The sequence below is a fragment of the Streptomyces sp. NPDC001381 genome (genome assembly GCF_042895685.1).
Lineage (GTDB): Bacteria > Actinomycetota > Actinomycetes > Streptomycetales > Streptomycetaceae > Streptomyces.
Window position 1 is genome coordinate 1,147,230 of sequence record NZ_JBIAWO010000001.1, and the last position, 12,757, is coordinate 1,159,986.

Consider the following 12,757-nt stretch of genomic DNA (forward strand, 5'->3'; position numbering starts at 1 on the left):
CGGCAATTCACTGCACCCCCTCCAATTCCCGGCCCTACCAATTCATGCCGTACCAGCATAGTGCGGAGAAATCTTGTGGTACCTCTTCAAGTACTGCGAATTCAGGCGCAGCCAAGGGGGGTGAACATGAGTTCTCGTCATGCGGCGGCCATCGCCGGATCACTGGTCGCGGCATCTTTCTCGGCGGTGCTGCTCCTTTCCCTTCCGGCCGGTGCGGACGACACCGGGCCGGGGAGCGCCGAGGGGGGAAAGGCGGTGGACCAGGCGCCGGCCGGGGTGAAGCTGACCACGCTGCTGCCGGAGCGGATCTCGGTCGACAACGCCTCACGGAAAACGGCGATCACCGCGACGGTGAAGAACGAGGGGACGAAGGACAGCGGAAAGATCAGGACCTTGGTCGTCGGATTCGACGGCCTGACGGTGAAAAACGTCGAGGGGTGCACCGCCATCGCGGAGAAGGACCTTCCGGAAGGTTCGAACAGCGGTTTCTCCTGCCCCGTCGGCAATCTCGCGGCGGGGGCGTCGAAGTCCTACGCCGTCGACGCGACATTCGATCTGAGCAGGACCGGGAAGATCTGTCTGCCCGTCCAGACCGGGGACGGGAAGAAGACGTTCTGGCAGCAGGGCCCGGTGCCGTTCGGTACGGCGAACCCGTCGCCGAACGCCCCGGCCACCCCGCTGCTCCTGGGCACCGACAACACGCCCGCCGCGCCCAGCGGCGACGAACTGCCCCGGACGGGCGTCGGGCGGGACCTGCTGCCGCTCGGCGCGACCGGGGTGTCCCTGCTCGTGGCGGGGACGGCCGGGCTGTGGTGGGCCCGGCGGCGGCCGGAGAGCTGACCACGCCTGCTACGGGGAGGCCGCCGTGCCGAGCGGGGCGGCCGGCTGCTCGGGCTCACCGGGCCGGACGCCGGGGCAGGTGGACCACGCCGAGAGGGAGAAAGGGCGAAGGCGGCGGCCCCCGGGGATCGGGAACCACCGCCTTCGCGTCCGGGTGTCGTGCGGGGCGATCACCTGGGCGGGGCGCCGGGGAGGGCCGCGCCGAACGCCTTCGGGCCGGTGACCGGGCCGACGGGCTCTTCGGCCCGGAAACGCGGAAGAGGCTCGCCGAGGTCAGGTCGCGGTACGACCCGGCGAACCTCCTCCGGTACGGCCAGGAGCGGGCCTAGGGGGTGTTTCGAAAGTCCTGTGCGGTGCCCGTGGTGTTCGGTGCGTGCCCTCGGCGTGCCGGACGAAGGCCCTCGTAGCGGAGCTGCTTGGGCCTTTGGCCGGTGCGGCGAGGGTGCGTGCCGGGCGCCGCGGGTGCTGTGCGGGACTTTCGAAACACCCCCTAGCGGTCGGCGAGCTTCCAGGCGGTGGGCAGCAGGCCCATCGCCAGGGCCGCCTTGATCGCGTCGCCGATCAGGAAGGGGGTGAGACCGACCGCGATCGCGGTGGAGAGGGGGAGGCCGGCCGCGTAGGCCAGGTACGGGACGCCGACGGCGTAGATGATCGCCTCGCCGACGAGCATCGCGCCCGCGGTGCGCCACACGCTGCGGTCCGCGCCCCGGCGGGCGAGGGCGCCCACGGCGGCGGACGCGAGGATCATGCCGAGGATGTAGCCGAAGGAGACGGAGATGCCGGAGGAGCCGCCGGCGAACCACGGCACACCGGCGAGGCCGGCCAGGGCGTACACGACGAGCGCGGACACGCCGCGCCGGACACCGAGGGAGGTGCCGACCAGGAGCGCGGCGAAGGTCTGGCCGGTCACCGGGACCGGGGAGCCGGGAACCGGCACCGCGATCTGGGCGGCGAGACCGGTGAGCGCGGCGCCGCCGAGCACCAGCGCGACATCACGGACGCGGGACGCGGGCAGGAGGTCGGCGAGGACCTCTCCGGGGCGGGCGCTGGCGGCGGCGGTGCTCATGGGGACTCCGCGGTGAGAAGGGCGGTTCGGGACACCGCGACGCTATCCCAGCGCCGGTGAGCCCCCCACCGTCAGCGATCGACAAAGAGGGTGACGGAAGGTTGGTGGGCTCCACACAAAGGATGTCGGTTACACCGGCCGCGGCGTGACAACGATCACTGAGGTGAAGAGGTTTCACTCACCTGGCACCGTCTCGGCGGATTGTGAACTCTCGCCAAAGGAATCCTAGCGCTCTGGTCGGATTCACCTTCCCTGCCCTACTCTTCCAGCCATGGTTGCCCAAGCCCGGAACTTCACGTCGCGTCGCTATGTCGACCTGCGACGCCAGGGCACGGCCACCTGTCGCCGCCCGGTCTGAGGCGCGGCTGTGGCGCGCCTCGGCTTCCGAGACGTGTCGGCCCCGTTCCCGAGGACGCTACGACGACGTGAAGCTCGTCCCGCTGACCAGCAACCAGTTCCTCACCGCCCTGCAGTCCGGCCAAGTCGACATCGCACCGCTCGCCAACAGCCAGGCGCCCGCCTATCTGCGGCAGTACGGGTCCAAGGGCGCGCGCACCATCACCACCGACGTCGTCGACCTGCTGAACCTGCTGTGGGCGCCGGCGACCGTGCTGAACGACGGGGCGAAGGCGGCCGCCGTCGCCGCGTACGTCCCGCAGTGGGCCAGGGGCCAGGTGTGGCAGTACGAGAACCCCGACATCTGGAACGAGGAGTTCTACGTCAAGGCGCAGAACCTGACCCTCGCCCAGGCCCGGGCGGTCTCCGAGCTCGCCAACAAGCCGCTGTACCCGCCGAGCTGGGACGAGGCCGTCGCCTGGGAGCAGGAGACCGCGGACCTGCTCGCGGAGGGCGGCTTCGTGAAGAAGTTCGACGTCTCCTCCCTCTTCGACCACCGCTTCGAGGCCATCGCCGCGCGGTCCGTGCCCGCCGAGTACCGGAGTTGATCCCGTCATGACCACCACCGTGCCGGTCACGGCCGCCCCCGTGGCGGTGGCCGCCGAGCAGCCGCGCAGGCGCCGTCGCAGCCTCGCGCCCGGCAAACGCCTCCCCGCCGCCCGTCTGGCCGGCCCCCTCGTCCTGTTCTCCCTGTGGGCGGCGGCCTCCGCCGCCGGCCGGCTCGACCCCGGCGCGGTCCCGGCGCCGTGGACGGTGCTGAACACCGGCGTCCGCCTGTGGTCCGACGGGACCCTGCCCACCGACGTCCTCACCTCCCTCGAACGCGCCGGGTACGGCTTCGTGATCGGTCTGACCGCGGGCGTGCTGCTCGCCCTCGCGTCCGGGCTCAGCCGGGCCGGGGAGGCGCTGATCGACGGAACCGTGCAGCTCAACCGGGCGATCCCGGTCCTCGGTCTGATTCCGCTGTTCATCCTGTGGCTGGGCATCGGCGAGACCTTCAAGATCGCGATCATCGCCATCGTCGTCTAGATCCCGATCTACCTGAACGCGCACGCCGCGCTGTCCGGCATCGACCACCGGTTCGTCGAACTCGCCGAGGTGCAGGGCCTGTCGAGGGTTCGGTTCACAGCCCTTCAGGCCGGCCTCGGCGAGGGCCTCGCGGCCCTGCCGCTCGGCCTGCCCAGGGCAAGGAGAGCTGCTCGATCGGGGGCGACGCCGCGCACTACACCTCCGTAGCGGCGCAGGCACGGTCGGTACCGGGTCCGTCCGGATCGTGGGCAGCCCCTCCGTGGGAGCGGAGGGGCTGCCCAGACTGTGGGCGTTTTTGCCCGTCTCACGCATTGGACGCACCACGCCCATGCCCAGCACCACCGTCAGCACTCCACAAGAGTCGGACGCCCCTCTCTCGCACGGTCTCCAGCAGCGCCATCTGTCGATGATCGCCCTCGGCGGCGTCATCGGCGCGGGTCTCTTCGTCGGTTCGGGTGCGGGGATCGCCGCGGCCGGTCCGTCGATCGTCCTCGCCTACGCCCTCTCCGGTCTCCTCGTGATGCTGGTGATGCGGATGCTCGGCGAGATGTCGGCCGCGTATCCGTCGTCGGGCTCGTTCTCGGCGCACGCCGAGCGGGCGTTCGGCCCCTGGGCGGGCTTCACCGTCGGCTGGGCCTTCTGGGTGCTGCTGTGCACGGCCGTCGGGCTGGAGGGCATCGGCGCCGCGAAGATCGTCGCGGGCTGGCTGCCGGGCACGCCCGAGTGGGCCTGGGTCGCGCTGTTCCTGCTGGTGTTCTGCGGGACGAACCTGGCCGCCGTGAAGAACTTCGGCGAGTTCGAGTTCTGGTTCGCGGCGCTGAAGGTCGGCGCGATCACCCTGTTCCTGGTCCTGGGCGTGCTGGCGATCGCCGGGCTGCTGCCCGGGACGGACTCCCCGGGGACGTCGCACCTCGGCGACCTCCTCCCGAACGGTGGCGAGGGCCTGGTGGTCGGCCTGCTCGCCTCCGTCTTCGCGTACGGCGGCCTGGAGACGGTGACCATCGCCGCGGCCGAGTCGCAGGACCCGGTCCGGGGCGTGGCGGGCGCGGTCCGTACGGCGATGTGGCGGATCGCGCTGTTCTACGTCGGCTCGATGGCGGTCGTCGTCACGCTCGTTCCCTGGGACTCCGAGGCGGTCGTCGAGAAGGGCCCGTACGTCGCCGCCCTCGACCATCTCGGCATCCCCGGCGCCGGTCAGGTGATGAACGTGGTGGTGCTGGCCGCGCTGCTGAGCGCGATGAACGCCAACATCTACGGCGCCTCGCGCATCGCCCACTCGCTGGTGGAGCGCGGCCACGGCCCGAAGGCGCTGGGCCGGGCGCCCGGCGGTGTCCCGCGCCCCGCGGTCCTCGCCTCCAGTGTCTTCGGGCTGGTCTGCGTGGTGCTGAGCCACTGGCGGCCGGACGACGTGTTCCCCTGGCTGCTGAACATGATCGGCGCGGTGATCCTGGTCGTGTGGATCTTCGTGGCCGTCTCCCAGCTGCGGCTGCGCCGCCGGCTGGAGCGGGAGGAGCCGCAGCGGCTCGCCGTGCGGATGTGGGCGTTCCCCGTGCTGACCTGGTGCGCGCTGGCGGGCATGGCGGCGGTGTTCGTCCTGATGGCCCGGGAGCCGGGCACCCGGGTGCAGCTGTACTCGTCGGGCGGCATGACGGCGTTCCTGGCCGCGGCCGGGTACGCCTGGCAGCGGCGGCGGTCCGCGGGCTGACGAGGCCCCACGGGTCTCGGTGCGGGCCCGCCGGCCGCGTTCCCCGCCTGTTCAGGGCTTGCGGCCCACGCCGCCGTGCTGGCCGACCGGCGTCGGGTGGGTGCCCGGCTCCGGTCGCCACAGCGGGACGGAGACGACGCCCGGCCCGACCAGCTCCAGGCCCTCGAAATAGCCCTCGATCTCGTCGACAGGACGCAGGAAGTACGGGACCGCGCCGGTCTCGTTGTAGGCGTCCTGAGCGTGTTCGTAGGCGGGGTCGGTGCCGCGGGAGCCCTCGTTGAGGGAGAGGTGGCTGCCGGAGGGGAGGCCGGCCAGGAGGGCGCGGACGAGGTCGCGGGCGCGCTCGTAGCCGTCGACGTGCCCGAGGATGCCGCTGAGGATCAGGGCGGTGGGGCGGGTGAGGTCGAGGGTCCTGGCCGCGGCCTCCAGGATGCGCTCCGGGTCGTAGAGGCTGAGGTCCTCGTAGGCGGTCGCGCCCTCAGGGGTGGAGCTGAGCAGGGCGCGGGCGTGGGCGAGGACCAGGGGGTCGTTGTCGACGTAGACGATCCTCGACTCGGGGGCGAGACGCTGGGCGACCTCGTGGGTGTTGTCGACCGTGGGAAGTCCGGTGCCGACGTCGAGGAACTGGCGGACGCCCGCCTCCTGGACCAGGTACCGGATGCTGCGGCCGAGGAAGGCGCGGCTGCTGCGGGCGATGGTGACGATGCCGGGGAAGACGGCGGTGTAGGCGTCGCCGGCCGCCTCGTCCACCGGGTAGTTGTCCTTGCCGCCCAGCCAGTAGTTCCAGATGCGGGCCGAGTGGGGTACCGAGGTGTCGATCTCCGTCATGCAGGCAATGGTGCCCCCGCGAGGGCGGCTCGCGGGGGTGTTCCTGCGCGGGAGTCGTCACAGGTTGCTGAAGTCCGGGCCCTTGGTGCGGGTGCGCTTGATCTCGTAGAAGCCGGGGACCGAGGCGACCGCGAGGGTGCCGTCCCACAGCCGGGCGGCCTCCTCACCCTGGGGAGCGGGGGTGACGACCGGGCCGAAGAAGGCGATCTGCTCGCCGTCGGGGCCGGGGACGGCGATGACGGGGGTGCCGACGTCCTGGCCGACCTTCTCGATGCCCTCCTTGTGGGAGGCGCGCAGCTGGGCGTCGAACTCGAAGTCCGTCTGCTCGGCGTACTCGATCAGCGAGGCGGGCAGACCGACGTCCTTGAGCGCGCCCGCGATGGCCTCGACCGTCGCGCCCTCGCCCTTGTTGTGGAAGCGGGTGCCGAGGGCGGTGTAGAGCGGGCCGAGGACGTCGGCGCCGTGCAGCTGCCAGGCGGCGGTGACCACGCGCACCGGCTGCCAGGCCTTCACCGCGAGCATCTCGCGGTACTCCTCGGGCAGCTCGTCCAGCTTGTTCTCGTTGAGGACGGCGAGGCTCATGACGTGCCAGCGCACCTCGATGTCACGGACCTTCTCGACTTCCAGGACCCACCGGGAGGTCATCCAGGCCCAGGGGCACAGCGGGTCGAACCAGAAGTCGACGGGGGTCTTCTCGGACATGTGTCTCCTCAGGAGATCTTCAAGAGAAAAGGCCTTTCCCCCGTCAACACCGTCGTCCGTGCGGCACATTCCCTGCTGCCCGGGGTCAGGGGCGCGTGGCAGGATCGCTCCTGTCCAAGAACGTCTGGCCACTGACGAGGGAGTACCGCCCGTGCCCGGTGAGAACCTGTCCCGCGACGAGGCCCGGGAGCGGGCCGCCCTGCTGTCCGTCGACGGGTACGACGTGTCCCTCGACGTGCGGTCGGCGGTGGGCGACCGGGACGACGAGGACGGGTCGGGTCCGCGCACCTTCCGCTCGGTCACCACGATCCGCTTCCGCTGCAACGAGCCGGGCGCGTCGAGCTTCGCGGACCTGGTCGCGCCCAGCGTGACCTCCGTCTCCCTCAACGGCCGCGACCTGGACCCGGGGGAGGTCTTCGACGGCACCCGGATCCTGCTGGAGGACCTGGCCGCGGAGAACGAGCTGGTCGTCGACGCCCGGTGCGCCTACTCCCGCACCGGTGAGGGCCTGCACCGGTTCGTCGACCCGGAGGACGGCGAGGTCTACCTCTACACCCAGTACGAGCCGGCCGACTCGCGCCGGGTCTTCGCGAACTTCGAGCAGCCCGACCTCAAGGCGCCGTTCCGCTTCGAGGTGCGGGCGCCCGAGGAGTGGACGGTGTGGAGCAACGGCGAGGGCGAACGCGCGGACGGGGTCTGGCGGTTCGCGGAGACGAAGCCGATCTCGACGTACATCACCTGTGTGGTGGCCGGCCCCTACCACTACGTCACGGACTCCTACACCCGTGACCTCGGGGACGGCACGACCCTGGAGATCCCCCTGGGCGCCCTGTGCCGCAAGGGTCTGGCGCCCCACTTCGACGCCGAGGACGTCTTCCTGATCACCAAGCAGGGCCTGGACTTCTTCCACGACCACTTCGACTACCCGTACCCCTTCGGGAAGTACGACCAGGCGTTCGTGCCCGAGTACAACCTGGGGGCGATGGAGAACCCGGGGCTGGTGACCTTCCGGGAGGAGTACATCTTCCGGGGGAAGGTGACGCGGCTGTCGTACGAGAGCCGGGCGAACGTCATCCTGCACGAGATGGCGCACATGTGGTTCGGCGACCTGGTCACCATGGAGTGGTGGGACGACCTGTGGCTGAAGGAGTCCTTCGCGGACTTCATGGGGTCCTTCTCCCTGGTCGGCGCCACCCGCTTCACCGAGGGCTGGATCACCTTCGCCAACCGCCGCAAGGCCTGGGCGTACCGCGCCGACCAGCTCCCCTCCACCCACCCGATCACCGCCGACATCCGCGACCTGCAGGACGCCAAGCTCAACTTCGACGGCATCACCTACGCCAAGGGCGCCAGCGTGCTCAAGCAGCTGGTGGCGTACGTCGGCCGGGACGCGTTCCTGGAGGGCGCCCGCCGCTACTTCAAGCGGCACGCGTACGGCAACACCCGGCTCGGTGACCTGCTGTCGGTCCTCGCGGAGACCAGCGGCCGGGACATGGGGGCGTGGGCGCGGTCCTGGCTGCAGACGGCGGGCGTGAACGCGCTGACGCCGCAGGTGCTGCTGGACGCGCAGGGCCGGATCGCCGAGCTGGCGGTGGTCCAGGAGGCGCCGGAGTCCCACCCGGAGCTGCGGCCGCACCGGGTGGCGATCGGCCTGTACCGCCGCGAGGCGGGCCGTCTGGTGCGGTACGCGCGCACCGAGGCGGACGTCGACGGGCCGCGCACGGTCGTGACGGACCTGGCGGGCCGGGAGGCACCGGAGCTGGTCCTGGTCAACGACGAGGACCTGACGTACTGCAAGATCCGCTTCGACGAGACCTCGCTGGACACGCTGCGCTCGCACCTGGGCGACATCGCCGACCCGCTGGCCCGCGCCCTGTGCTGGTCTGCGCTGTGGAACCTCACCCGGGACGCGATGCTGCCGGCGCGGGACTTCATCGCCCTGGTGCTGCGGTTCGCGGGACGGGAGTCGGACATCGGCGTGCTGCAGATGCTGCACGCGTGGGCGGAGTCGGCGCTGGTGCACTACGTGGCGCCGCCGCTGCGCGCGACCGGCGCGCGGCTGCTGGCGGAGGGCGCCGAGCGCGAGCTGTACGCCGCCGAGCCGGGCAGTGAGCACCAGCTGGCGTGGGCGCGGTTCTTCGCGCAGACGGCCGAGGACCAGGCGGGCTTCGAACTGCTGCAGGGTCTGCTGGACGGCACGTCGGTCGTCGAGGGGCTGGAGGTGGACCAGGAGCTGCGGTGGACGTTCCTGGAGCCGCTGGTCGCGCACGGGTACGCCGACGAGAAGGCGCTGGAGGCCGAGCTGGCCCGGGACGACACCGCCTCCGGCAGGCGTCATCAGGTGCGCTGTCTGGCCGCCCGCCCCTCGGCGGCGGTCAAGGCGCAGGCGTGGGCGCAGCTGGTGGAGTCCGAGGACCTCTCCAACGCCCTGGTGGAGGCGACCATCGCCGGCTTCAACCAGCCCTCGCAGCGGGAGCTGCTGGCGCCGTACGCGCAGAAGTACTTCGCCTCGATCGGGCGCGTGTGGTCCGAGCGGTCCATCCAGATCGCGATGACCATCGTGAAGGGCCTGTTCCCCTCCCTCCAGGACTCCCCTCAGACGCTGGTGGAGACGGACGTCTGGCTGGCCGCCCACGACTCGGCGCCGCCGGCGCTGCGCCGGCTGGTCCTGGAGGCGTGGGACGACCTGGCGCGGGGCCTGCGCGGACAGGCGTGTGACGCGAGGGCCGAAGAACACCACTAGCTCTGGCCATGAATTCCGCCGACGGTGATCGTTACGGAATCCGGGCAATCGACCCCGTAACCCCTGGCCCCGCCCGTCGGGACCAGGGGTTTTCGATGCCTACTCGGCATCCGAACATCCGTCCTTTAGGGCGATCTTGTCCAGGTTTGTCGACAGGCGTGTAACAGCGGTTAAGGGAAGGATCGAGCGCGGAATGCCCGTTGCATGAACCACAACGCGCCGCTCCCCCCGGCCTCCCCCCGCCCGCTGCGCCACCTCTCCCGCACCGGCGGGCACCGTGTCCTGACGGCGGCCCAGCTCCGCTCGCACGGCGTCTCCCCGGCCGAGACCACCGAGCAGTGCCGCCCCGGCGGCCCCTGGCAGCAGATCCTGCCGGGCGTGTTCCTGCTCCACCCGGGACCGCCGACCAGCGAGGAGCGGCTGCACGCGGTGCTGCTGTACGCGGCCCGCGAGGTGCCGCCGCCGACCGGGGTGCCCCTCCAGCCGGACCCCGCCGCCGGCGACCGCCCGCAGGGACCGGCGTACCAGGCGGCGATGATCACCGGTCTGGCCGCGCTCACCCTGCACGGGTTCACGGCCGCTCCCCCGCTCCCGTCCCTGGAGCGGATCGACGTCCTGGTCCCGCGGCTGCGCCGGCTGCGCTCGACCGGCTGCGCCCACGTCATCCGCACGGCGAGCCTGCCGGCCCCCGTGCAGGCCACCGGAGTTCCGGTGGCGCCCGTCCCGCGCGCCCTGGCCGACGCGGTGGCGGGGATGACGGACGCGGGAGCGGTACGGCGTCTGCTGTCCGAGGCGGTACGCGCGGGGCACTGCGAACCGGCGGCCGTGGTGCGGGAGCTGAACGACGCGAAGCTGCTGAGCCGCCCGCACGTGGTGGACGCGGTGGACTCGCTGCTGGCCGAGGGCCGCTCGATCGCGGAGGCCCGTCTCTACCGCATGGTGAGCGAGCACGGCCTCCCCGACCCGGTCTGGAACGTGGACCTCAGGCTGCCGGGCGGACCGCACCTCGGCGGCCTGGACGCCTACTGGCCGGAGCAGGCCGTGGCGATCGAGCTGGACACCCGCGCACCCCGCCGGGGTCACCGGCAGGACGACGACGCGACGTGGTCGGAGTACGCCCGCAAGCGTGAGCACCTGGAGCGGCTGGGCATCACCGTCGTGTACATCACACCGAAGAAGCTGAGGGACGCGGCGGAACAGCAGGCGGCCGTGGTCCGCACGGCCCTGACGGCCTCGGGGGACCGCGACCCGGCCGCGTATGTCGTGGTCCTGCCCCGATAGTCACGGACCGGGGTGAGGACGTGCGGTTCACCGCCCCTTTCGGGGCTTCGGCAGCACCAGCTCGGTGTTGCGGTCCTCCGGCTCGCCGCCGAGCCGCGCGCCGTCGGAGCGGGCGTTCGCCGACAGCTCCCGGTAGAGGGCGGCCAGGCCGGTCTGGGAGAGGTCGGTGAAGTCGGTGCGGTGCGGGGCGGCCGACTCGACGAGGGTGGTGTGCAGGGAGAGGGTGCCGTCCTTGTTGTCGACCAGCTCGATCACCCGTGCCAGCTGCGGGAACTCCACGTGGGAGGCCGTGGAGACCTCCCAGAAGGGGCCGCCGCCCGCCGAGCCCCGGTGCGGGGTGATGTCGTTGCGGTGGATGTGGCCGTTCACCCAGGCGACGACGTTGCGGTGGCGGCCGAGGAGGGCCGTGAGTTCGGCACCGGTGTGCCGCCGCTCCCCGGGGCGGGCCGGGTCGGGGCGGGTGTTGGACATGCTCTCGCCGGTGTGGTGGCTGAAGACGATCGCGTACGCGTCCCGGTGGGCGCGCAGGGTCGCGTCCAGCCACTCCAGCTGGGCGGTGCCGATCGAGCCGTTGTAGTGGCCGCCGGGGTCGGTGGTGTCGAGGCTGATGCCGAGGACGTTCTCGGCCACCGGGAAGGTGTAGTACTGGGTGCCCTCGGCCAGGTTGGCGGCCGTGTAGCCGTGGCCGACCGGGCCCGCACCCCGGTGGGCCGGGTCCAGGTGGGCCCTGAGGTGGTCGGCGGGGGTGTAGGGGGCGCGGCGCTCGTCCGGGGTGACCGTGCGCAGGGCGCGGGTCTTGGACTTCAGCAGGTCGCGGACGACCGTGCCCCGGGGGTCCCGGTCCTGGCTGATGCTCCGCTGGAGTCTCGTGGCCTCGGCGGCGGTCAGTTCCATGAGCTTGCGGCCGCCCACCGCGAACTCGGCGAGCCAGGAGTCGCCGTGCGCGTAGCAGCCGAGCGGCATCGCGTCGTGGTTGCCGACGGTGGAGTACCAGGGGAGGGTCAGGCCGGGGCTGTTGACCTCGCGGATCGCGGCGGCCAGGAAGCCGTCCAGGTGGGGGAAGCCGCGCTGCTTGTAGGAGTCGCGGGAGGCGGAGTCGGGCTGCCAGTACAGGGGGATGCCGCTGTTCTGGACGCCCTCGTAGTGGCGCGGGTCGCCGGAGTTGGGGGTGACGCGGCCGCCACTCATCACCGTCAGGTACCAGTCCAGCTCGGTGTGGGCGTTGTTGTCGGTGTTGTCGCCGGTGGTGACGACGAAGTCCAGCGGGGCGCCGGTGACGGGGGCGGCCCGCAGCGCGTTGACCCGTTCGATCAGCGAGACCGCGCCCTGCACGGTCAGCGCCTCGTGCGGCCGCCAGGAGATCTCGCTCGCCGCCCGCAGGTACTCCAGGCGCAGCGGATGCTGACTGTCGATCAGATGCAGGTCCGTGAGCTGCACGAAGGCGGCGAGTGTCGTACGGCGGCCCGCACGCCCGGACTTGGGGGCGGCGAGGTCGCCGCGGACGACGCGCTGCCAGCCGGCGGCGCTGCCGAGACGGCGGTAGCCGGAGCCGGCGCGCGGGGCGGCGACGGAGGCGAGGGTGGTGCCCCGGGTGTAGGGGGCGAGCGGTGCGGCGGAGGGCCCGGCCACCGCGGCCTCCCGGGCCGGGGCCGGGGGCCGGCCGGACGCGGCCTGGCTGTCGGTGGGCCGCAGGGCGTAACCGACGCCCGCGGAGGCGGAGACGGCCGCGGTGGCGGCGAGGACGGTACGACGGTCGACCCCCAGCACGGAGGACGTGACAGAGCGTGTGCGCGACATGGCGCGATCTCCCCGAGTGCGAACGCGTCGGCAGTGGACGCGGGCCGGCCGCAGCCGCGAACGTCCCGCTCGTACCGGATGCTCGACACCGGGTATGGCCTGCGCGTGAACGCCTCGGCAACGCGGAACGCCGATCGCCGTACGTGGATCACGGGCACCCCCGGCCGACCTCGGCCGCTCCTCGCACGGCCGGGAACCGGTCACTCCGTGTTCATCCGACGGGGTAACCGGAGAGTCGCAACGGGCCCTGGGTCGTGGGCGCCAAATACCCCCCGTGGCCCCCCCGGGGGGGCCCCCGGGGGGGGGGGGGGCCCCCCCCCCCCCCCCCGCGGGGCCCGGCGGGCCCCCCCAAACACAACGGGGGGGGGAA

The 12,757-nt window shown here is 72.1% G+C and carries 8 protein-coding genes and 2 pseudogenes; 6 read left to right on the forward strand and 4 right to left on the reverse strand.

Features of this window, described 5'->3' with window-relative positions:
• The first annotated feature begins 126 nt into the window (after positions 1-126).
• Positions 127-840, forward strand: a complete 714-nt coding sequence (locus ACFY2L_RS05070; protein WP_390659927.1) for a hypothetical protein — start codon at positions 127-129, stop codon at positions 838-840.
• 490 nt (positions 841-1,330) lie between these two features.
• Here the strand turns inward: ACFY2L_RS05070 and ACFY2L_RS05075 are convergent, their stop codons facing one another.
• The gene (locus ACFY2L_RS05075) at positions 1,331-1,906 is read right to left on the reverse strand and encodes a biotin transporter BioY (protein WP_390659928.1); all 576 of its coding nucleotides are present in this window, start codon (positions 1,904-1,906) and stop codon (positions 1,331-1,333) included.
• A 416-nt stretch (positions 1,907-2,322) separates the two neighbouring features.
• Here ACFY2L_RS05075 and ACFY2L_RS05080 point away from each other — a divergent pair.
• The 3 genes and pseudogenes from ACFY2L_RS05080 to ACFY2L_RS05090 all read left to right on the forward strand — a co-directional run.
• A pseudogene (locus ACFY2L_RS05080) lies at positions 2,323-2,850 on the forward strand (ABC transporter substrate-binding protein); the annotation flags it as partial.
• Positions 2,851-2,857: 7 nt separating this feature from the next.
• Positions 2,858-3,427: pseudogene (locus tag ACFY2L_RS05085) on the forward strand (ABC transporter permease); the annotation flags it as partial.
• Positions 3,428-3,659: 232 nt separating this feature from the next.
• Complete coding sequence (locus ACFY2L_RS05090) at positions 3,660-5,036, forward strand: amino acid permease (protein ID WP_390821500.1); 1,377 nt, start codon at positions 3,660-3,662, stop codon at positions 5,034-5,036.
• 51 nt (positions 5,037-5,087) lie between these two features.
• On the opposite strand, the gene ACFY2L_RS05095 is transcribed toward ACFY2L_RS05090, so the two are convergent.
• Positions 5,088-5,864, reverse strand: a complete 777-nt coding sequence (locus ACFY2L_RS05095; protein ID WP_390659930.1) for an SAM-dependent methyltransferase — start codon at positions 5,862-5,864, stop codon at positions 5,088-5,090.
• A gap of 57 nt (positions 5,865-5,921) precedes the next feature.
• Positions 5,922-6,566, reverse strand: a complete 645-nt coding sequence (locus tag ACFY2L_RS05100) for a DsbA family protein (protein WP_390659931.1) — start codon at positions 6,564-6,566, stop codon at positions 5,922-5,924.
• Positions 6,567-6,717: 151 nt separating this feature from the next.
• On the opposite strand from ACFY2L_RS05100, the gene pepN reads away from it, so the two are divergent.
• Positions 6,718-9,309: an aminopeptidase N gene (gene pepN, locus ACFY2L_RS05105; RefSeq protein WP_390821501.1), complete on the forward strand. Its 2,592-nt coding sequence runs from the start codon at positions 6,718-6,720 to the stop codon at positions 9,307-9,309.
• Between the two features lie 204 nt (positions 9,310-9,513).
• Positions 9,514-10,590 (forward strand): hypothetical protein, encoded by a 1,077-nt coding sequence (locus ACFY2L_RS05110; protein WP_390821502.1) that lies wholly within the window; start codon positions 9,514-9,516, stop codon positions 10,588-10,590.
• Positions 10,591-10,617: 27 nt separating this feature from the next.
• On the opposite strand, the gene ACFY2L_RS05115 is transcribed toward ACFY2L_RS05110, so the two are convergent.
• Positions 10,618-12,387: a TIGR03767 family metallophosphoesterase gene (locus tag ACFY2L_RS05115; protein WP_390821503.1), complete on the reverse strand. Its 1,770-nt coding sequence runs from the start codon at positions 12,385-12,387 to the stop codon at positions 10,618-10,620.
• Positions 12,388-12,757 lie beyond the last annotated feature (370 nt).

Bases quoted from the DNA above. Each gene is read 5' to 3' on its own strand.
- ACFY2L_RS05070 (WP_390659927.1), top strand. From the start codon at position 127: ATGAGTTCTCGTCATGCGGCGGCCATCGCCGGATCACTGGTCGCGGCA.
- ACFY2L_RS05075 (WP_390659928.1), bottom strand. From the start codon at position 1,906: ATGAGCACCGCCGCCGCCAGCGCCCGCCCCGGAGAGGTCCTCGCCGAC.
- ACFY2L_RS05090 (WP_390821500.1), top strand. From the start codon at position 3,660: ATGCCCAGCACCACCGTCAGCACTCCACAAGAGTCGGACGCCCCTCTC.
- ACFY2L_RS05095 (WP_390659930.1), bottom strand. From the start codon at position 5,864: ATGACGGAGATCGACACCTCGGTACCCCACTCGGCCCGCATCTGGAAC.
- ACFY2L_RS05100 (WP_390659931.1), bottom strand. From the start codon at position 6,566: ATGTCCGAGAAGACCCCCGTCGACTTCTGGTTCGACCCGCTGTGCCCC.
- ACFY2L_RS05110 (WP_390821502.1), top strand. From the start codon at position 9,514: ATGAACCACAACGCGCCGCTCCCCCCGGCCTCCCCCCGCCCGCTGCGC.
- ACFY2L_RS05115 (WP_390821503.1), bottom strand. From the start codon at position 12,387: ATGTCGCGCACACGCTCTGTCACGTCCTCCGTGCTGGGGGTCGACCGT.